The 19,494-nt window shown below is 71.7% G+C and carries 16 protein-coding genes; 4 read left to right on the top strand and 12 right to left on the bottom strand.

Annotated features, from left to right (window positions below; all coding sequences use genetic code 11):
* Nucleotides 1-53 precede the first annotated feature (53 nt).
* A complete protein-coding gene (locus ACLJOU_RS16665; protein ID WP_410568248.1) occupies nucleotides 54-728 on the top strand; it encodes a class I SAM-dependent methyltransferase in 675 nt (224 codons plus the stop codon).
* Here ACLJOU_RS16665 and ACLJOU_RS16660 read toward each other — a convergent pair.
* Nucleotides 722-2,464 (bottom strand): hypothetical protein, encoded by a 1,743-nt coding sequence (locus ACLJOU_RS16660; RefSeq protein WP_410568358.1) that lies wholly within the window; start codon nucleotides 2,462-2,464, stop codon nucleotides 722-724. The two genes, ACLJOU_RS16665 and ACLJOU_RS16660, sit on opposite strands and share 7 nt — an antisense overlap.
* An 11-nt stretch (nucleotides 2,465-2,475) precedes the next feature.
* The gene (locus ACLJOU_RS16655) at nucleotides 2,476-4,056 is read right to left on the bottom strand and encodes a substrate-binding and VWA domain-containing protein (RefSeq protein WP_410568246.1); all 1,581 of its coding nucleotides are present in this window, start codon (nucleotides 4,054-4,056) and stop codon (nucleotides 2,476-2,478) included.
* Between the two features lie 258 nt (nucleotides 4,057-4,314).
* Between ACLJOU_RS16655 and ACLJOU_RS16650 the strand changes: the two genes are divergently transcribed.
* A complete protein-coding gene (locus ACLJOU_RS16650) occupies nucleotides 4,315-5,112 on the top strand; it encodes a hypothetical protein (protein WP_410568244.1) in 798 nt (265 codons plus the stop codon).
* Nucleotides 5,113-5,116: 4 nt separating this feature from the next.
* Here the strand turns inward: ACLJOU_RS16650 and ACLJOU_RS16645 are convergent, their stop codons facing one another.
* Entirely contained in the window at nucleotides 5,117-6,517 is a 1,401-nt protein-coding gene (locus tag ACLJOU_RS16645; protein ID WP_410568242.1) for a PLP-dependent aminotransferase family protein, read from the bottom strand.
* Between the two features lie 47 nt (nucleotides 6,518-6,564).
* Between ACLJOU_RS16645 and ACLJOU_RS16640 the strand changes: the two genes are divergently transcribed.
* Nucleotides 6,565-7,020 (top strand): carboxymuconolactone decarboxylase family protein, encoded by a 456-nt coding sequence (locus ACLJOU_RS16640; RefSeq protein ID WP_410568241.1) that lies wholly within the window; start codon nucleotides 6,565-6,567, stop codon nucleotides 7,018-7,020.
* Between the two features lie 90 nt (nucleotides 7,021-7,110).
* Here ACLJOU_RS16640 and ACLJOU_RS16635 read toward each other — a convergent pair whose 3' ends face one another.
* Nucleotides 7,111-8,568: an MFS transporter gene (locus ACLJOU_RS16635; protein ID WP_410568239.1), complete on the bottom strand. Its 1,458-nt coding sequence runs from the start codon at nucleotides 8,566-8,568 to the stop codon at nucleotides 7,111-7,113.
* Nucleotides 8,569-8,654: 86 nt separating this feature from the next.
* On the opposite strand from ACLJOU_RS16635, the gene ACLJOU_RS16630 reads away from it, so the two are divergent.
* The gene (locus ACLJOU_RS16630) at nucleotides 8,655-9,032 is read left to right on the top strand and encodes a MarR family winged helix-turn-helix transcriptional regulator (protein ID WP_410568237.1); all 378 of its coding nucleotides are present in this window, start codon (nucleotides 8,655-8,657) and stop codon (nucleotides 9,030-9,032) included.
* Here ACLJOU_RS16630 and ACLJOU_RS16625 read toward each other — a convergent pair.
* The 8 genes from ACLJOU_RS16625 to ACLJOU_RS16590 form a co-directional block, all read right to left on the bottom strand.
* Complete coding sequence (locus ACLJOU_RS16625; protein WP_410568235.1) at nucleotides 9,029-10,360, bottom strand: S1C family serine protease; 1,332 nt, start codon at nucleotides 10,358-10,360, stop codon at nucleotides 9,029-9,031. The two genes, ACLJOU_RS16630 and ACLJOU_RS16625, sit on opposite strands and share 4 nt — an antisense overlap.
* Before the next feature lie 168 nt (nucleotides 10,361-10,528).
* Nucleotides 10,529-12,955: a GcvT family protein gene (locus tag ACLJOU_RS16620; RefSeq protein ID WP_410568234.1), complete on the bottom strand. Its 2,427-nt coding sequence runs from the start codon at nucleotides 12,953-12,955 to the stop codon at nucleotides 10,529-10,531.
* A gap of 13 nt (nucleotides 12,956-12,968) precedes the next feature.
* Nucleotides 12,969-13,811: a formyltetrahydrofolate deformylase gene (purU, locus tag ACLJOU_RS16615; RefSeq protein ID WP_410568233.1), complete on the bottom strand. Its 843-nt coding sequence runs from the start codon at nucleotides 13,809-13,811 to the stop codon at nucleotides 12,969-12,971.
* On the bottom strand, nucleotides 13,808-14,278 hold the full coding sequence (locus ACLJOU_RS16610) for a sarcosine oxidase subunit gamma (RefSeq protein WP_410568231.1): 471 nt from the start codon (nucleotides 14,276-14,278) through the stop codon (nucleotides 13,808-13,810). Before ACLJOU_RS16610 ends, purU begins: the two co-directional genes overlap by 4 nt.
* Nucleotides 14,268-16,805: a 2Fe-2S iron-sulfur cluster-binding protein gene (locus ACLJOU_RS16605; protein WP_410568229.1), complete on the bottom strand. Its 2,538-nt coding sequence runs from the start codon at nucleotides 16,803-16,805 to the stop codon at nucleotides 14,268-14,270. Before ACLJOU_RS16605 ends, ACLJOU_RS16610 begins: the two co-directional genes overlap by 11 nt.
* The gene (locus ACLJOU_RS16600) at nucleotides 16,802-17,080 is read right to left on the bottom strand and encodes a sarcosine oxidase subunit delta (protein ID WP_410568227.1); all 279 of its coding nucleotides are present in this window, start codon (nucleotides 17,078-17,080) and stop codon (nucleotides 16,802-16,804) included. Before ACLJOU_RS16600 ends, ACLJOU_RS16605 begins: the two co-directional genes overlap by 4 nt.
* A 10-nt stretch (nucleotides 17,081-17,090) precedes the next feature.
* Nucleotides 17,091-18,317 (bottom strand): sarcosine oxidase subunit beta family protein, encoded by a 1,227-nt coding sequence (locus tag ACLJOU_RS16595; RefSeq protein WP_410568225.1) that lies wholly within the window; start codon nucleotides 18,315-18,317, stop codon nucleotides 17,091-17,093.
* Entirely contained in the window at nucleotides 18,314-19,474 is a 1,161-nt protein-coding gene (locus ACLJOU_RS16590; RefSeq protein ID WP_410568223.1) for an aromatic ring-hydroxylating oxygenase subunit alpha, read from the bottom strand. The genes ACLJOU_RS16595 and ACLJOU_RS16590 overlap by 4 nt, the downstream gene beginning before the upstream one ends.
* Nucleotides 19,475-19,494 lie beyond the last annotated feature (20 nt).

Genomic DNA, 19,494 nt, shown 5'->3' with positions numbered 1-19,494 from the left:
GAGTTCCCCGGACTTCAGGCAGGTGCGCCATCTCCTTCGACGATGCCTGGGCGTTGGCCGAGCCGGTCAAGGGCTGGATGACGCGCGCGCAGGGCGAAGCGCTGTGGAACGCCGTGTGCCGCTTGGAGAAGGGTGACGTCGTCCTGGAAATCGGCAGCCACCAGGGGCGGTCCACGATCGTCCTCGGCGCCGCCGCCCGCACCGTCGGCGCCACGGTGATCGCCGTCGACCCCTTCGTGGACGGCCGGTTGTTCGGCGGATCGCCGACGCGGCAGTTGTTCGAGCGCAACATCCGCCGGGCCGGCCTGGACGACGTCGTCGAGCTCGTCGCCGGTTACAGCACGAAACTGCGCCCTGACTGGGACCGGCCCTTACATCTGCTTTACATCGACGGCAAGCACGACTACTGGACCTACACCGACGACCTGCGCTGGTCGGCACACCTGCCGCCGGGGGCGGAAATCCTGGTCCACGACTGCTTTTCCTCCGTCGGCGTCACGCTCGGCACGATCGCGAAGGTCCTCTTCGGACGGCGCTACACCTATGTGGACCGCGCCACGTCGCTGGCGCGGTTCCGGCTGGCCCCGCCGTCGGCCCGCGACCGGCTGCGCGTGCTGGCGCAGCTGCCGTGGTTCGTGCGCAACGTCGGGATCAAGGTCCTGCTGCGGCTGCGGTTGCGGCCGGTGGCGCGGCTGCTCGGCCACGACAGCCCGTACGACCCCTACTGAGTCACCGGCTGCCCGATTTCGACCTTCGCGACGCACACGGGCGCGCCCGGGCTCGACAGCTGCACGCCGATGTGGTCGAACAGGCCGTCGACCGGCAGGTACAGCGAGTGCAGCCCCGCCTGGAACCACACCGGCGTCCGGTCGACCAGGCCTTCGCCGCCGTCCGAGGTGAAGTAGTCGATCTTCAGCAGGTGCCTGCCGAGCACCGGTTTGTCGAGCGGCACGCTCACGAGCGTTTCGCCGACCGTGTACCCGCAGTCCCGCACCGGCCCCGGCACCCCGCGGGATGCCACGGCCACCCCGGTGATCAGGTGGGGAGTACCGGTCGCGTCGAGCTGGTGCATCCGGTTCGTCGGCTGGTCGAAGTGCGTGCCGGGCAGCAGCCCGACCACCCGCGACGCCCGCGAGTCCGCGCCGAACCATTCGTGGACCACGTCGGACGGGACGAACGTGTCGTAGAAGACCAGATCCGGGTCCTCGGCGACGGCCGCCCGGACGTTTTCCAGGTACTGCGCGGAATGCCCGAACCGCAGGGCCGGGGCCAGCCGCCAGAACCCCACCGCGGAACCGGCGAGCAGAAGCACGCACACCACCAGCGCGATCGGCCGTTCCCGCGTTCCGCCGGACGGCGCAACCCCGGCCGGCGGGAGGAAAGCGAACGCACCGCACAGCGCGGCCACGAAGGCCAGCTCGGCGAGGTACCTCGGGTCGTCCCCGGCGGCCGGGCCGACTTCGCGCAGCCGCGTCACCGCCAGCAGCCCGACGTCCACGGCGAACAGCAGCCCGAGCAGCGCCCAGGCGCGCCAGGCCCGGCGGCCACCCGCGCGCACACCGGCCACCAGCAGGGCCGAAGCCGCGGCGAAGAGCAGGACCACGACCGCGAACGGCGACGGCGCCCAGGTCGCGCCCGGGCCGGGCCCCGACCACGGCCCGCCGGCCAGCCCGGGCAGGAAGGTGTCGCCGAGCATCCGGCCGGTCAGGTCGGCGACGGTGCCGGCCGTCATCGGCGGGCCGCCGGCCCCCACCTGGCTCGACGTCAGCGCCAGGTAACCCGCGACGAACGCGGCGAGCAGCACCGCGTGTCCCGCCCAGTAGCGCCACCGGTCCCGGAAGGACTGTCCGAGCAGGACGGTCACCCCGGCCAGCAGCACCGGTACCACCGCGGCCTTCTCGTAGAACGCCAGCCCGAAGAGCGTCCACGCGAACGCGCCGATCCACCACCGGCCGCCGTCGCGCAGGTAGCGGACGTGCCAGTACGCGGCACCCGTGGCCGCCAGCACCACCGGGACGATCTGGACGCCGTAGGCCCACCACAGCGTCGGGACCAGCAGCAGCGTCGAGGCGGTGAACACGGTGAACGGCACCAGGATCGCCCACCGGCGGCCGAAGCAGCGCACCAGCAGGCACCAGAACAGCACCGTCGCCACGGCCCGCATCAGCAGCAGCGGCAGCACCATCAACGGGAAGTTCAGCGGCACCCACCACGTCATCACCGCGGCGAGGAAGAACCCGCCGGGGGTCAGGTGCCCGTGGTAGTCCTGGAAGAGGTAGCCGAGGTCGAACGGCCCGGCCACGGCGGCCCGGTAGGTCATGACGAAGTCGTCCTGGGCGAAGTTCCCGTGCAGCGCCGCCCAGGTGTGGAACGCGAAGGGCACCATCCCGGCGACGAACGCGGCGACGACCAGCGCGGACGGTCCCCGGGTCACCCGTGGCGCGGGCTTTTCGGTGTCCAGCAGCACGGGGATCCTCACTTCTTGCACGCGGGCGGCTGGCACATGAGCTTGCTCAGTGCCTGGTAGAAGACGTCGGAGATCTTGCGCGGGTCCGGCGTGGTGAAGGAGTCGCCGCCGGTCGCGGCCGAGATCTGCTTCAGCTCGCTGGAATCGATGTCCGGGCCGATGCCGATCCCGATCACGGGCAGCGGTTTCCGCGGGTCCTGCAGCCGGTTCAGCTCGGCGAGCAGGCCGGGCAGCCCGATCGAGTCGCTGTCTTCGTTGCGCCCGTCGGTGAGCACGACGACGACGTTGATCCGGCCGAGCTGCCAGCTCTGCCGGGCGTTCTGGTACGCGGCGAGGATCGAGTCGTACAGCCCGGTCGCGCCGCCGGGTTTCGGCTTGACCGCCTGCAGCGTCGCCACCCCGCCGGAGGCGAGCTGCTCGGAGATCGGCCGCATCGGCAGCAGTTCCTTGTAGTCCTTGTCGCCGTCGAGCTTGGTCGAGAACAGCCAGAGCCCGATCTCGGTCGTCGGCTTGAACAACCCGAGCCCCTGCGTCGCCGCTTCGAGCGTGAGTGCCATCCGGCTGCGGCCGGTGCCGGGCACGGTGGCGGCCATCGAGCCGGACACGTCGAGCAGCACCTGGACGCGCGCGCTGAGGTTCGCCCCGGCCCACGCCTGGAGCACGCCGTACACCGCTTCGGGCGCGGGCGGTCCGGCCGGGCGCGGTGCGGCGTCGAAGCGGGTGTCCCGGGGCCGGTCGCCGAGGAGCTGCCCGGACGGCGTCCGGAAGCCGCCGTCCGCGAACGCCTTGGTGGCGGTCTGGTCGAGCAGCAGCCGCAGGAACCGCTCCGCCGCCGAGCGGGACGCCTCCGACGCCCGCGGCAGCACGACGTACGGGTAGTCGAAGCTCGGCACGCCGGCGGCCGGGTAGGCGGCGACGAGCTTGCGGGCCAGCACCGACTGCTCCGACGCCGGCCACGCGGTGAACGGCTGCTTCACCGCCGAGAGCTCGCGGATCTCCTCGGTGAACGCCGCGGCCGGGTCGGGCGCGTCCTTGCTCAGCTGCTGCAGCCCGATCAGCGCGCCGATGGCGGCCGGGTCCCGGCCCGGGTCGGGCAGCCCGACCGGGCTCCCGGCGAGGACGTCCGACCAGGACGGCGACTTCCCCGGCCAGCCGGCCCGCTTCGCGACGTCTTCGGTCAGCGCCAGCACGACCGGCGAGCTCGCCACCGGCTGGCCGGACTCGGGGAGGTTCCACGCGCCGCCGTCGCGGGCCTGCAGCAGCCAGGTGCTGGACTCCGGCACCCAGACGTCGGGGCCGTTCGCGCCGTTGGCCTCGAGGGCGGTCGCGGTGGCCGCCGACGGGCCGGCGGTGACCTCGACGGCGTAGCAGTCGCGTGGCGGCACGGTCCGGGCGAGCTCGGTCAGCACCGGCGCGATGTCCGGCGCGGCCGTGAGGTGCACCGCGGTGGTCGTGTCGCAGCCGCTGCCGGCCAGCCGGTCCTTCAGCCAGTCGACCCCGGCCCACGCGAGCAGCGCGACCACGAGCAGCGCGCTCAGGACGACGACCCGCGCGTCGATCCGCCGGGCCCGCGCCGGGTGTGCCGCCATGCACGTCCTTCCCTCATGAGGTGCTGGCAGCTTGCCAGCCGGGTGAGCGGGAAGCCAGTACCGGAAGCGGAACGTCACCATCGGCGCGTGAGCCGGGGGTGAAGGACGGGCCGGGTGCGGCCGTTTTGGTGATTCACCGTGCGGTGACGCGCTTTTCGCTTGACGGGCACCCCACGGGGGTAATTGCACGATGGCGGACCGCGAGAACGATTCGCCGTCCCTTCCACGGCGATGCGGCACGAACGGAGGCCGAAACCCGTGCGCACGATGTACGACGCGGTGACGGCCGCGAACATCCCCGCCGACGCCCGGATGGTCGCGGGCTACATCGACCGGATCAAGCTGGCGCCCTGGTCGGCGGCGGACTGGGCGCGGTTCCCCTACGCGGTCAAGGTGACCATCGTCAAGAAGGCGTCGACGAACGACGGGCACGTCCTCGACGTCGAGCCCGGCGACGCCACCCCGGCCGAGGCGCCCGGCTGGGTCCGGATGCGGCGCGCGGCGGGCGCGGACCCGACGGTCTACTGCAACCTGTCGACGTGGCCATCGGTGCGGTCGGCGTTCTCGTCCGCCGGCGTCGCCGAGCCGCACTACTGGATCGCCCAGTACAACGGCGATCCCGCCATCCCGGCCGGCGCGGTCGCCAAGCAGTACCGCGGGAACGTCGCCCCGGGCTACGACGTGTCGTCCGTCGCCGACTACTGGCCCGGGGTGGACGGCCCATCGACGACGACTGGAGTGGAGATCATGGAGCGCATCACCGTCACCCCGCCGAACGCCGCGGAGAACGCGGTGCGCGTGTTCCTGTCCGGCAGCCCGGGAGCCGCGGTCATCATCCGCCCCCGCCTCGGCGGCGACGGCTACGCGACACCGATGTGGGTGGGCGACATCTACGCGTGGGGCAACGACCACCAGGGCGTCGGCCACAACCCCACGAAGACGGGCGGGTACGACTCGAAGCTGACGTCGCACCGGAGGTACGACCTGCCGGGCGCGGTGTGGGCCGACATCAACTACAGCGCGGCCGAGCCGTTCGAGATCGACATCGTGGGGTAAGCCCTTACGCGGGCGGCAGGGCGCGGCACAGGGCGTCGAGCGCCGCCGGGTAAGCGTGTTCCGGCGGGGTCGCGTAGCCGACCACCAAGCCGTCCATTGTGGACGCCGTACTCTCCGGATGCCGGAACTCCGCCAGGCCGTCCAGCGCCAGTCCCTGCCAGGCCGCCGCCTTCAGTGCGGTGGTCTCGGTGCCCGGCGGGAGACGCAGGACCGCGTGCAGGCCCGCCGCGATGCCCGTCGGCGTCACGTGCGGGGCGCGCTCGGCCAGCGCCGTCACCAGCTGGTCCCGGCGGCGGCGGTAGCGCTGGCGCATCCGGCGGATGTGCCGGTCGTACGCCCCCGAGGTCAGGAACTCGGCCAGGGTGAGCTGGTCGAGCACGCTCGCCCAGGCCTCGCGCTCGCCCTTCGCCGCGAGCACCGGATCGACGAGGTGTCCCGGCAGCACCAGCCACCCCAGGCGTACCGCGGGCGACAGGCTCTTGCTGACCGAACCGGCGTAGACGACGTGCTCGGGGTCGAGGCCCTGGACCGCGCCGACCGGCTTGCGGTCGTAGCGGAACTCGCCGTCGTAGTCGTCTTCGAGGAGCACGCCGCCGGTTGCGCGGACGTGGCCGACCACCGCGGCGCGGCGGTCGTGGTGCAGCGGGCCGCCCGTCGGGAACTGGTGCGCGGGTGTCAGCAGCACGTTCGGGACGTCGAGGTCGTCCACGCGCGCGCCGCGTTCGTCCAGCGCCAGGGGGATGGTGCGCACGCCGGCCGCGGCGAGGATCGAGCGGTGGAACGCCAGGCCGTAGGACTCGACGGCGAGCGGGCCCCGCAGCACGGCCGGGAACAGCAGCCGCAGGGCGTGCGCGAACCCCGAGCACACGACGATCCGCTCCGGGGCCGTGCGCACGCCACGCGCCCGCGCGAGGTACTGGGCGAGCGCCTCCCGCAGTTCCGGCCGTCCCCGCGGATCGCCGGGGCCGAAGGCGTCGGGCGGGGCCACGTTCAGCGCGCGGCGGGCGGCGGTGAGCCATTCGGTGCGCGGGAACGACGTCGCGTCCGGCTGGCCCTGGCGGAGGTTGTACGCCGGTGCCGGTGCTCCCGGGGCCTTCTTCGGCGTCCGGACCGGTTTCAGCGGCTCGGCGCGCCCGGCGACGCGGGTGCCGGACCCCTGCACGGCGGTGAGCCACCCTTCCGCGACCAGCTCGGCGTAGGCGTCGGCGACGGTGTTGCGGGCCAGGCCCAGGTCCGCGGCCAGCGACCGGTAGGGCGGCAGCCGGGTGCCCGGCGCGAGCCGTCCGGCGCGCACGGCGTCCCGCAGCGCGGTGCTGAGCGCCGCCCGCTTGCTGCCGGCTTCCGACAGCTCAAGGTGCAGGTCCGCGCCGAGCCGCTCCCCCGAATTGACCCAGGATTCCGCCACGGAAATGCACCCTACACACGGGTCAAACCGGCCCTAGATTTCTGGTCATGACGCACCGAGTGAACTTCGCCAAGACCGCCCCGAAGGCCTTCAAGGCCCTGATCGGCTTCGACGCCGCCGCCCGCGCCGGGCTCGACCCCGCGCTGGTCGAGCTGGTCCAGATCCGCGCGTCCCAGCTCAACCGCTGCGCGTACTGCCTGCACATGCACACCGCGGACGCCCGCAAGGCCGGCGAAAGCGAGGAGCGGCTGCACATGGTCGCGGTGTGGCACGAGGCCACGGCCTTCTTCAGCGAGAAGGAGCGGGCCGCACTGGCGCTGACCGAAGCCGTCACGCTGATCTCGGGCGGCGTCCCCGACGAGGTCTACACGCGGGCCGCCGGCCAGTTCGGCGACGAGGAACTGGCCCAGCTGCTCGCGCTCATCTTCACGATCAACACGTGGAACCGCATCGCCATCACGACGGCGAAGGTGCCGGGCGCGGACGAGCGCGCACTCCGCTGAGCGCGCCCCAATGTGGCCTTCGGTGCGTGAGACGCAACCAAGGCGGCCTTGGGTGCGCGAGACGCAACCAAGGCCGCCTTGGGGCTCGAGTCAGTCCGCGAGGGCCAGCAGGTCGTCTTCCACGACCGGCTCCTCGGCCGGTCGCTTGCGGGCCACCAGGCCGCTGATCGCGACCAGCAGGCCCAGCACCGCGATCGCGGTGACCACGGTCAACGCCGGTGTCAGCCCGGTCAGCAACGCCGCCGGTGAGGCTTCGCGGCCGCCGTTGGCGGTCAGGACCGCCGTCACCACCGCCAGGCCGATCGCCCCGCCCACCTGCAGCGACGTGTTCAGCAGACCGCCGGCCAGGCCCTGTTCGTCGTCGGAAATCCCGGCCGTGGCCTGGATGTTGAGCGACGAGAACGCCAGCGTGAAGCCGATGCCGAGCAGGATCATGCTGGGCAGCACGCTGCCCGCGTAGCCCGAGTGCTCGTCGATGCGCAGGAACAGTGCGTAGCCGATCACGTGCGCGACCACGCCCGCGAAGATCGTGCGGGATGTGCCCACCCGGTCGATCAGCGGCTCGATGCGCGGGGAGCCGAACGCCACGATGAGCGCCGCCGGCAGGAAGCCCAGCGCCGTCTGTAGGGCCGACCAGCCCAGGACCCGCTGCAGGTACAGCATCACGACGAACTGGAACCCGATGTACGCGCCGAAGAACAGCGCGCCGCCGAGGTTGGCCCTGGCCAGCGGGCCCGACCGCAGGATGCCCAGGCGCAGCAGCGGGTGGCGGCTGCGCTTCTCGATGACCACGAACGTCACCAGCAGCGCCAGCGCGACGGCGAACGTGATCAGCGTGCGCGGCGCGGCCCAGCCGACCTCCGGCGCCTCCACCACGCCGAACACCAGCAGCAGCGAGCCGGCGGCGCCGGTGATGGCGCCCGGGAAGTCGTAGCCCCGGCCGGTTTCGGCGCGGTACGACGGGATCAGCTTCCACGCCGCCACCAGCGCGACCAGCGCGATCGGGGCGGGCAGCAGGAACGTCCAGCGCCAGCCGACCTCGGTCAGCAGGCCGGAGAACACCAGACCGGCGGAGTAGCCGCTCGCGCCGAACACGGCGAAGATGCTGATCGCCTTGTTGCGGGCCGGGCCCTCCTGGAACGTCGTGGTGATGATGGACAGCGCGGCCGGCGCCGTGAACGCGGCGGCGAGGCCCTTGATGAACCGGCTCGCGATGAGCAGCGCGCCGTCGTCGACGAGGCCGCCGAGCAGCGAGGCCAGCGCGAACACGGCGACGGCGACGAGGAACACGCGGCGGCGGCCGAGCAGGTCGGCGGTGCGGCCGCCGAGCAGCAGCAGCCCGCCGTAGCCGAGCACGTAACCGCTGACGACCCATTGCAGCGCGTTGGTGGACAGGCCGAGGTCGGCCTGGATGGCCGGGAGCGCGACCCCGACCATCGACACGTCGAGCGCGTCGAGGCCGATGACGATCGAGACGGTGAGCAGGACACCCCAGAGACGTGCGTCCCACCGGGTCGAGGTGGTGGACAGGGACACGGAAGAACTCATGGCGGCGACATTACATGCACACGCATCTAATGTCCAAGCATTAAATGCGTTTGCATCTGATGTGCGCGCATGCTAAGTTGGTCGCCGTGAGCGACGTCGCTGTTGAGCAGGGTCTGGTCCGGGAGTGGCACGAGCTGCTGGCCCGCTACTCGGCTGTGTTCAGCACGCTGGAGTGCCGCCTGCAGGAGCGCCACGGCATCGGCGCGAACGAGTTCGAGGCCCTCGAGCGCCTCGCCACCTGCGACTTCAAGTGCCGCTCGGCCGACCTGATCAGCACCATCCACCTGAGCCAGAGCGCGACCTCCCGCCTGGTCGCCCGCCTGGAGAAGGAGGGCTTCGTGGAGCGCGCGCTGTGCGAGGTGGACCGGCGCGGCATCTTCGTCACGATCACCGAGGCCGGCCGGGAGAAGTACCTCGCGGCGAAGAAGACGCACCGCGAGGTGCTCGCGGAGACCCTCCGCTAGCCCGTCGGCCCTTCGGCCGCCTTCACCTGGATCTGCTGCTGACCACCGTCGGCGCCGGCCACCGTCAACGTCAGCTGGTCGCCCGGGTGGTGGGTGTCCATCACGTTCGTCAACGCCGTCGCCGAGGCGGTCGGCTTGCCGTCGATGGCCGTGATCACGTCACCCGCCGCCAGGCCGGCCTTCTGGGCCGGGCCGCGCTGGACCACCTCGCGGACCCTCGCCCCGCCCTGGCCGTCCGAGACCGAAACGCCGATGAACGCCGTCTTGCCGATGTGGATCCTGTCGGACGCCTGGCCGGCGACGATCTTGTGGGCGATGTCGACCGCCTGATTGATCGGGATGGCGAAGCCCTGGCCCGCACCGCCGCTGCGGCGCCCGTTCAGCTGGTAGCCCGTCGACGCCGCGGTGTCGACGCCGATGACCTGGGCGTCCGCGTTCACGAGCGGGCCGCCGGAGTCGCCCGATTCGATGTTCGCCCGGACCTGGATCAGCCCGGTGAGCTGCTCGGACGACCCGCTGGACTCGTCCGACGCGGTGATCGACTGGTCCAGCGCCGTCACCGTGCCCGGTGCGGGCACGGGGTCGCCGCCCTTGCCGCCCGCGTTGCCCAGACCCAGGATCTGGTCACCGACCTTCACCGAGTCCGAGTCGCCGATGGCGGCGGTCGGCAGCCCGGACGCGCCCCGCAGCCGGATGACGGCGACGTCCTCGGTGCGGTCGTAGCCGAGCACGTCCGCCTGGTAGGTGTCGCCGGTGCCGATGCTCGTCACCTTGATGCTGGTCGCGCCGGCGACGACGTGGTTGTTGGTCAGCACCTCGCCGTCGGCGGTGAGCACGATGCCGGTGCCCGCCGCGGCCGCGCCCTGCAGGCCGAGCTCGGAGTTGATGTTGACGATCGCCGGGTCGACCTTGGCCGACACGGCGTCGACGTCGAGCACCGTCTTCGCCGCGCCGGGCTGGCCGGAGAAGCCGAAGTTCTGGTTGCCGCCCGCGGTGGGGGCACTCACCCCGGAGATCAGGCGGCCGATCCCGAGCCCGGCGACCACGGCCAGCGCGATCGCGACGACGGCGACGGTCAGGGCCCGCAGCGGGTGCCGCCGCGGCGGCGGCGGAACCGGGGGCGGGTAGCCGTAGCCGTAGGGCGGCCCCTCCTGGCCGTAGAAGCCCGGCGGCTGGGGGTGCTGCGGCGGGTACGGGCGGCCCCACTGGTCACGGGGCTGGTAGGGGTCCTGCGGGTAGCCGTTCTCGCCGTAGTACTCGGGCGGGTACCCGCCCTGGCCGTAGCCGTACGGGTACTCGCCGCCGCGTCCTCGGTCGTACTCGCTCATGCACAGCTCCAGCTCTCGACAAGCCTCCGGCTCGTACCAGCAAACGCCCCGTTCCTGAGAATTTCCTGGTGCACCGCCATGGACTTGCTGTGGATTACCCGCCCGAGAGCCGGGCGTGACCCGACGTGACCGGTGTTACGCCGCCGCTTCGGGATCAGCCGGGCGCGCTCACCGCCGGATCCGGTCCATGCCCGGGTCGACCAGCGGCTCGGCGGCCACGGTGGCCGCGACCCGGCGGCCGAAGTACTCGATCTCCACGCTGCTGCCGATGTCCGCCGACGCCGGGAGCCACGCGTAGGCGATCGGCCGGCCGACGGTGTACCCGTACGCCGCACTCGTGACGTAACCCGAAGGCACACCGTCGACGAACACCGGTTCCTTGCCCAGCACGACCGTGCGGCCGTCGTCGACCGTCAGGCACCGCAACCGGCGCGACGGTGTCCGGCCCTCGAGCGCGTCACGGCCCAGGAACTCGCCCTTGGCCGGCCGCACCGCGAAGTCGACGCCGGCCTCGTACGGGTCGTGCTCGGTGGTCATGTCGGTGCCCCAAAGCCGGTAACCCTTCTCCAGCCGCAGGCTGTTGAACGCCGCCCGCCCGGCCGCGATGACGCCGAGGGGCTGCCCGGCCGCCCACAGCGCGTCCCACAGCCGCAGTCCGTTGTCCGCGCTCGTGTAGATCTCCCAGCCGAGTTCGCCCACGTAGGACAGCCGCAGCGCGACCACCGGCACCCCGGCGATCCGTGCCTTCCGCGCCCGGAAGTACTTCAGACCGGCGTGCGAAAAGTCCTCGCGCGAGAGCGGCTGCACGAGATCCCGCGCCAGCGGCCCCCACACGCCGACGCAGCAGGTCCCGCCCGTGGTGTCCCGGACCTGCACCCCCGCAGGCGCGTGCTTGACGAAGTGGTCGACGTCGATGTTGCCGTTGATCCCGACCTGGAAGACCTCGGGCTCGAGCCGCGCCACCGTGACGTCACTGCGGATGCCGCCGGCGTTGTCGAGCATCAGCGTGTACGTCACCGAGCCGACCGGCTTGTCGAGCTGGTTGGTGGTCAGCGACTGCAGGAACGCCAGCGATCCCGGTCCGCTGATCTCCACGCGTTTCAACGGTGTCATGTCATACAGCGCGACGCCGTTGCGCGTGTGCCACGCCTCGGCGGCCGCGACGGGCGAGTGGAACCGCGCCGACCACGGGTCCCGCTCCGGCGGGAGCGCGTCCTGCGGCAGCTTCTCGAGCAGCGGCGCGTTGGCCTCGAACCAGTGCGGCCGCTCCCAGCCACCCGCCTCCAGGAACACCGCGCCCAGCTCGCGCTGCCGCGCGTGGAACGGCGTCACCCGCAGGTCGCGCGGGGACAGCTTGGGCTGCAGCGGGTGCAGGATGTCGTAGACCTCGACGAAGTTCTGCTGCGCCGTCTCGTCCACGTAGGACGGTGCGAGCTGGACCTCCTCGAACCGGTGGACGTCGATGTCGTGGGTGTCCACTTCGGAATGCCCGTCGACGAGCAGCTCGGCGACCGCCTTGGCGATGCCCGCGGAGTGCGTCACCCAGATCGCCTCGGCCAGCCAGAACCCGCGGACGTCGGCCGACTCGCCGACCAGCGACTGACCGTCCGGCGTGAAGGAGAAGATGCCGTTGAAGCCCTCCTCGACCTTGCTCCGGCGCAGTGCGGGCAGCAGCAGCCGGCTTTCTTCCCACGACGGCGCGAAGTCGTCCTCGGTGAAGGGCAGCATCGACGGCATCGTGGTTCCGGTGACCGACGGGTCCAACGTGGACTCGTCGACCGGCATGGGGCGGTGGGCGTAGGAGCCGATGCCGAGCCGGTCGACGTGCTCGCGGAAGTACAGGTCCTGGTCCTGGTGCCGCAGGATCGGCAGGCTCGCCTCGGCGCCTTCGGTGTTGCGCCCGGCGAGTTCCGCGAGCTGCCCGGTCTTCGCGTACTGGTGGGCGAGCGGCAGCAGCGGGACGTCCATGCCCACCATCGCCCCGATTTCGCGGCCCCAGAACCCGGCGCACGACACGACGACGTCGGCCGGGAAGTCGCCCTGGTCGGTCCGGACGCCGGTGACGCGCCCGCCTTCGGAGAGCACTTCGGTGACGCGGGTGGTGCCGAGGAACCGGGCCCCGCGCGAACCCGCTCGCGCGGCCAGCACTTCGACGGCCTTGGCGGCCCGCGCGAGCCCGTCGGTCGGGACGTGCAGCGCACCGAGGATCCGCGAGCCGTCCAGGAGCGGCCACCGGCGGACGCACTCGTCGGCGTCGATGAGCGAACCCGGCACGCCCCACGACGTCGCCCAGCCGTGCTTGCGCTTGAGGTCCTCCCAGCGGGCCGGGGTGGTCGCGACCTCCATGCCGCCGACCTGGAGGAAGCAGTCCAGCGCCACGAGCTTTTCGACCGTGTAGCGGGCGAAGTCCGTCATGGCCTTGGCCGCGTTGGTCTGGAACACCAGGCCGGGCGCGTGCGAAGTGGACCCGCCGGTGCGCGGCAGCGGGCCGCGGTCGAGCACGGTGACGTCGGTCCAGCCGCGGGTGGTCAGCTCGTCGGCGAGGTTCGCGCCGACGATGCCGGCGCCGACGATCACGACCTTCGGTGCACTCATGGCGGAACTCCTTCTACCGGAACACGACAGTGCTGTTGCCGTTGAGCAGGACGCGGCGTTCGCAGTGCCAGCGGACCGCGCGGGAGAGGGCCAGCGCTTCGGCGTCGCGGCCGACGGTCACCAGCTCGCGCGGCGAGTACGTGTGGTCGACGCGCTGGACCTCCTGCTCGATGATCGGGCCTTCGTCGAGGTCGGGCGTGACGTAGTGCGCGGTCGCGCCGACGTACTTGACGCCGCGGTCGTAGGCCTGGTGGTAGGGCTTGGCGCCCTTGAAGCCGGGCAGGAACGAGTGGTGGATGTTGATCGCGCGGCCCTCGAGCTTCTGGCACAGCTCGTTCGACAGCACCTGCATGTACCGGGCGAGCACGACGAGGTCCACTTCGTACTCCCCGACCAGGTCCAGCAGCCGCTGCTCGGCTTCCGGTTTGGTTCCGGGCGTGACCGGGACGTGCACGAACGGGACGCCGGCCGCCTCGGCCATCGGCCGCAGGTCCTCGTGGTTCGACACGACCACCGCGATCTCGGCTCCGAGACCGCCCGCGCGCCAGCGGAACAGCAGGTCGTTGAGGCAGTGCCCGAACTTCGACACCAGCACGAGGATCCGCGGCGGGGTGCCGTCGGAGAACCCGAACTCCATGCCGAAGTCCCCGGCCACCGGGGCGAACGCGCGGGTCAGATCGTCCACGGTGGTCTCTTCGGTGCAGGTGAACGAGGTGCGCAGGAACAGCGAGCCGCGGACGTCGTCGTCGAACTGCTGGTGCTCGACGATGTCGCAGCCCTGGCCGACCAGGAACGTCGTGACGGCGTGCACGATGCCCGCGCGTTCGGGGCACTTGAGGGTCAGGGTGAAGGTCACGACACGTACTCCAGGCTCGCGTCGGCGAGCCACGCCCGGAAGTAGTCCCAAAAGGACTGTCGTACGAGGATGGTGAAGCCGTCTTCCCGGACCATGAGCACGATCCCGGTGCGCGCCAGCAACGTCTGCACGCAGGTGCCCGGCGGCGCCGTTTCCAGGTCGATCGAGCAGCCGTGCGCCAGCACGTCGGCCGCGTGCGAGCCGGTCAGCCGGAAGACGTTCCGCTGCGCCGACACGTCCACCACGGCGAGGGCACCTTCACGCGAAAGTGCCCCTTCCAGCTCGGCTTGGCGGCCGGGTCCGGCGAGGACGAGGTACTCGTCGGGCCCCAGCCAGAGGAGGTCGACGCCGTTGCCGCCGGTGAAGCGGCACGGGCCGGGCAGCTCGACGCCGAGGAGCGTGCCGCCTCGCCGGAGGCGGACGGTGAGCTGGGTGCGGAACGGTTCGTCGACCGCCTCAACCGTCACGGCGGGCTCCTTCCTTGTCGAAGAGCACGGATTCGGTCACGGTCACCGGCACGACCTGAGCACCGACCGGCACGTACAGCGTCTCGCCGATCCGCTCGCGCCCCGAGCGCACCAAGGCGAGCGCGAAGGTGCGGCCGAGGGCCGCGCTGTCGTAGCTGGAGGTGACGTGGCCGAGCATCCGCACCGGCGGTTCGGGTACCGTCTCCGACTCGATGATCTGGGACCCTTCCGGCAGCAGCACCGACGGATCGACCGGCAGCAGGCCGACGAAGTGCTTGCGGTCGGGGCGGTTGTTCTCGGCGCGGGCGAAGGAGCGCTTGCCGATGAAGTCGGCCTTCTTCTTCGACACCAGCCAGGACATGCCGAGGTCCTGCGGGGTGACCGTGCCGTCGGTGTCCTGGCCGATGATCGGGTAGCCCTTCTCGGCCCGCAGCACGTGCATGGTCTCGGTGCCGTACGGCGTGGCGCCCTGGTCCACCAGGGACTGCCAGAGCGCGGGGCCGTCCCAGGACCGGACGTTGATCTCGTACGCCAGCTCACCGGAGAAGCTGATCCGGCAGACGCGCGCCGGGATTCCGGCCACCTCGGCGTCCTGCCAGGTCATGAACCCGAAGGCGTCGTTCGAGACGTCGAGATCCGGCGCCAGGCGGCCGAGGACTTCCCGGGAGCGCGGGCCGACCAGCGGAATGGTGGCCCAGTGTTCGGTGACCGACGTGGCGAAGACTTCCCGGTGCGGCCACTCCGTCTGCAGCCACTCCTCCATCCACTCGAGGATCTTCGCCGCGTTGCCGGTCGTCGTCGTGACGAGGAACCGCTCCTCACCGACGCGGATGACCGTGCCGTCGTCGATCACCATGCCGTCGACCCCGCACATCACGCCGTAGCGGATCCGGCCGACCTTGAGGGTGCTCATCAGGTTCGTGTAGAGCATGTCGAGGAACCAGCCGGCGTCCGGGCCCTGCACGTCGATCTTGCCCAAGGTGGACCCGTCCAGCACGGCGACGTCGTTGCGGGCCGCGCGGCATTCGCGCCGGACGGCGTCCGCCATCGACTCGCCCGGCCGCGGGTAGTACCACGGCCGCTTCCACTGGCCGACGTTCTCGAACGCGGCGCCGTGCTCGACGTGCCACGGGTGGATCGTGGTGACGCGCACGGGATCGTGCAGCTCACCGCGGTTCCGCCCGGCCAGCGCGGCGAAGGAGACCGGCGTGTACGGCGGCCGGAACGTCGTCGGCCGGCGGTCGGCGAGGTCGACGCCGAGGGCTTCGGCCGTGATGCCGGCGGCGAGCATGCCGGACGTCTTGCCCTGGTCGTGCGCGGTGCCGATGGTCGTGTACCGCTTGACGTGCTCCAGCGAGGTCAGCCCGGCGCCGGTGGCGCGCAGGACGTCCGACACGGTCGCGTCGCGCTGCAGGTCCACGAACCGGGTGTCTACTTCGGACTCAGGGGCGGGAACCTGCCAGAGCACCTTCGTCTCGGGCAGTCCGTCCCCCGCCGCCGCGCCCACCACGGTGACGTTCGGCAGGTCCCCGGCGGGGACGTACGCCCCGAGTTCCGGCGCGTACCGGAGGGTGCCGCGGGCCTGGCTGTACAGGTGCACGGCCGGGTTCCAGCCGCCGGACACGAGCAGCAGGTCGCAGGGCACCCGCTCCCCTCGCAGCTCGCCCAGTTTCGCCACGTGGGCGGCGGTGACGTGGGTGTCGCCGTCGGTGCCGACGACGCCGTAGCCCTCGCGAGCGTCGACGATCCGCACGATCCCGGCCCCGGCTCCGGCCAGTTCGGCGGCGGCGTCGTACGCGGAGTCGTTGGTGGTGAACACGACCACGCGCTGCCCGGCGAGGACGCCGTAGCGGTTCAGGTAGGTGCGCGCGGCCGAAGCGAGCATGATGCCGGGGCGGTCGTTGTCCGGGAACACGATCGGCCGCTCGTGGGCGCCCGTCGCGATGACGATCCGCCTCGCCCGGATCCGCCAGACCCGCTGCCGCGAGACCCGTTCGGGGGCCGCGGGCTCGCCCCGGCGCTCCAGGGCGAGCACGAACCCGTCGTCGTAGACGCCGAACGCCGTGGTGCGCGGGAGGAACCGGACACCCTCCGGAGCTTCGCCGTCGGGCTGCTCGTCGACGAGGAACACCCGGCCGGAAGCAGCGGCGGCGGCCGCGCGGCCCGCGGGCCCGGCGCCGATGACCAGGACGTCGCAGTGGGCGTGCTTGGCGTCGTACCGTGCCGGGTCGGGCTCGGCGGCGAGCCGGCCCCGGCCCCGCAGGCCGCGCGCCACCAGGCCGTCGTACAGCTCGACGGTGGTCGCGGACAGCATCGGCTCCGGGAACGGCGCTTCGATCTGCACCAGGGCGTTCGGGTCCTCGACGCCGGCACCCATGATGCCGCGCGGCCGACCGTGGGTGATGCTGGTCGCGACCTGGTGGATGCCGTTGGCCAGCAACGCGGAAGCCAGGGTGTCGCCGAGGAAACCGGTCAGCTCGCGGCCGTCGAAGGTGAACTTGAGCGGGACGCCGGACAGCCGGGTCACGAGCGCACCGGCCGAGGCTCGTCGAGGCGGTAGACCGCCAGGAGGTCGTGGGTGCGGGTGTCGCGGACGGCGTTGAACCACCGGCGGCAGCCCGCGGAGTGGCTCCAGCGCTCGGGATGGGGCCCGCTCGGGTTGTCGCGGAAGAAGACGAACTTCGCCCACTCCTCGTCCGACAGCGCCGAGGGATCCGGCGGGTAGGCGAGGTGCGCCTGGCCGCCGTAGTGGAACTCGGTTTCCTCGCGCGGCCCGCACCACGGGCAGGGGATCAGCTGCATGGAAGTGCTCCTAGTGGGCCACGGCGGCGGCGCCGTGCTCGTCGACGAGGGCACCGGTGGTGAACCGGTCGAGGGCGAAGGGCTCGGCGTACTCGTGCGGCTTCCCGCGCGCGATGGTCGCGGCGAAGACGTCCCCGACGCCGGGGGTGGCCTTGAAGCCGCCGGTGCCCCAGCCGCAGTTGAGGAAGAGGTTCTCCACCGGCGTGAGGCCGATGACCGGCGAGGCGTCCGGGCTGACGTCGACGATCCCCGCCCAGGTCCGCAGCAGGTGCGCCCGCGCGAAGACCGGGAACAGTTCCAGCGCGGCGGCCATCTGCTGCTCGATGATGTGGAACGAGCCGCGCTGGCCGTAGCCGTGGTAGCTGTCGATGCCCGCGCCCATCACGAGCTCGCCCTTGTGCGCCTGGGAAACGTAGACGTGCACGGCGTTCGACATGACGACGGTCGGGTGGACCGGCTCCAGCAGCTCGGACACCAGCGCCTGCAGTGGGTGCGACGTCAGCGGCAGGTCGAGGCCGACCATCTTCGCCAGCACGGACGTGTGCCCGGCCGCGCACAACGCCACCTTGCCCGCGGCGATCCGGCCCCGGGAGGTCTCGACGCCGGTGACCCGGCCACCGCGGGTCGTGATGCCGGTGACCTCGCAGTTCTGGATGAGGTCGACGCCCATCCGGTGCGCGGCGCGAGCGAAACCCCAGGCCACGTAGTCGTGCTTCGCGATGCCCGCGCGCGGCTGGAAGGTCGCGCCGAGCACCGGGTAGCGGACGTCCGGCGAGGTGTTGACGATCGGGCAGATCTCCTTGACGCCGTCGGCGTCCACCCACTCGGCGTCGATGCCGTTGAGCTTGTTGGCCTCGACGCGGCGGATGCTGTCGCGGACGTCCTGCAGGCTGTGCGCGAGGTTCAGCACCCCGCGCTGGCTGAACAGGATCGGGTAGCCGAGGTCGTCTTCGAGGCCTTCCCACAGCTTGAGGGAGTGTTCGTAGATGCCGGAACTCTCGTCCCAGAGGTAGTTGGAGCGGATGATCGTCGTGTTGCGGGCCATGTTGCCGCCGGCGAGCCAGCCCTTCTCCAGCACGGCGACTCCGCGGATGCCCTGTTTGGCCAGGTAGTACGCGGTGGCCAGGCCGTGCCCGCCGCCCCCGACGACGATGACGTCGTAGGCCGGCTTCGGCTCGGGGTTGTCCCAGAGGAAGTCCGGGTGTTCCGGCAGGTCCGCGCCGGGTGTGCGGATCATCGGGCCTCCTGCGGGTGGGGCGGGAACTGCTCGGCCGAGCCCGCCAAGCGGGCGCGGACCCAGTCGTGGAAGGCGCCGATGTGGTGCTCGCTCGGCACCAGCACGCCGCCCCGGGCGTACGAGCGCGAGTCCATCGCCAGCTGGCAGCGTTCGCAGGCTTCGAAGTCCTGCAGGTTGACGCGGTGGAACAGCTCCACCGAGCGGCTCAGGTCGCGTCCGGACCCGACGACTTCGGGCAGGTAGAGCCAGTCGCAGCGCACCAGCGTGCGGTCCGGGGCCAGCGGGAACATCCGGTGCAGGATCACGTGGTCCGGCACGAGGTTGACGAAGACACCCGGTTTGATGGTGATCGCGTAGTACTTCCGGTCCTGGGCCTCGGTGACGCCGGGCAGGCGGTCGACGCCTTCACTGCCGTCGACGGTGAAGCCCTTGATGCCACTGCCGAATTCGGCACCGTGGCCGACGTAGTACTGCGCGGCGTAGCCGCCGGCGAACTCCGGGAGGACTTCGGTGAGCTCCGGGTGGATCGTCGCGCAGTGGTAGCACTCCATGAAGTTCTCGATGATCTGCTTCCAGTTCGCCCGCACGTCGTACTCGACGCGCTTGCCCAGCGCCAGGCCGTCGATGCCGTAGGCGTCGATCTGCGCCGGGCCGCCGAGGCGTTCGGTGACGGCGCCGACCACGGTCTCTTCGAACGACGGCGGCTCGTCGGCCAGGCAGACCCAGGCGTACCCGAGCCACTCGCGCAGGTGGAGCTTCGTCAGGCCGAACTCGGTGCGGTCGACGTCCGGCATGCCGGTGAGGTTCGGGGCGGCGATCAGCTTGCCGTCGAGCCCGTACGTCCAGGCGTGGTACGGGCACTGGAAGGCGCGCTTCACCGTGCCGCTTTCGCCGGTGCACAGGCGGGCGCCGCGGTGGCGGCAGACGTTGAGGAACGCGGTCAGCTTGCCGTCCCGGCCGCGCGAGACCAGCACGCTCTCCTTGCCGATCTGCACCGTCTCGAACGCCCCCGGCCCGGCGAGGTCGGCGCTGCGCACGGCGCAGAACCAGTCGGCCTCGAAGATCTTCGCCTGCTCGGCCGCGAAGATCGCCGGATCGGTGTAGGCGCTGCCGGGCAAGGTGGCGAGCAGGCTCGGCGGCAGATCGGTTGTGGTCACCGGCGTGGTCCTCTCCGCGG

The sequence above is a fragment of the Amycolatopsis sp. cmx-4-61 genome, from assembly GCF_046548775.1.
In the GTDB taxonomy this organism is placed as follows: Bacteria; Actinomycetota; Actinomycetes; order Mycobacteriales; family Pseudonocardiaceae; genus Amycolatopsis.
This window is presented reverse-complemented; position numbering and strand designations above follow the sequence as displayed.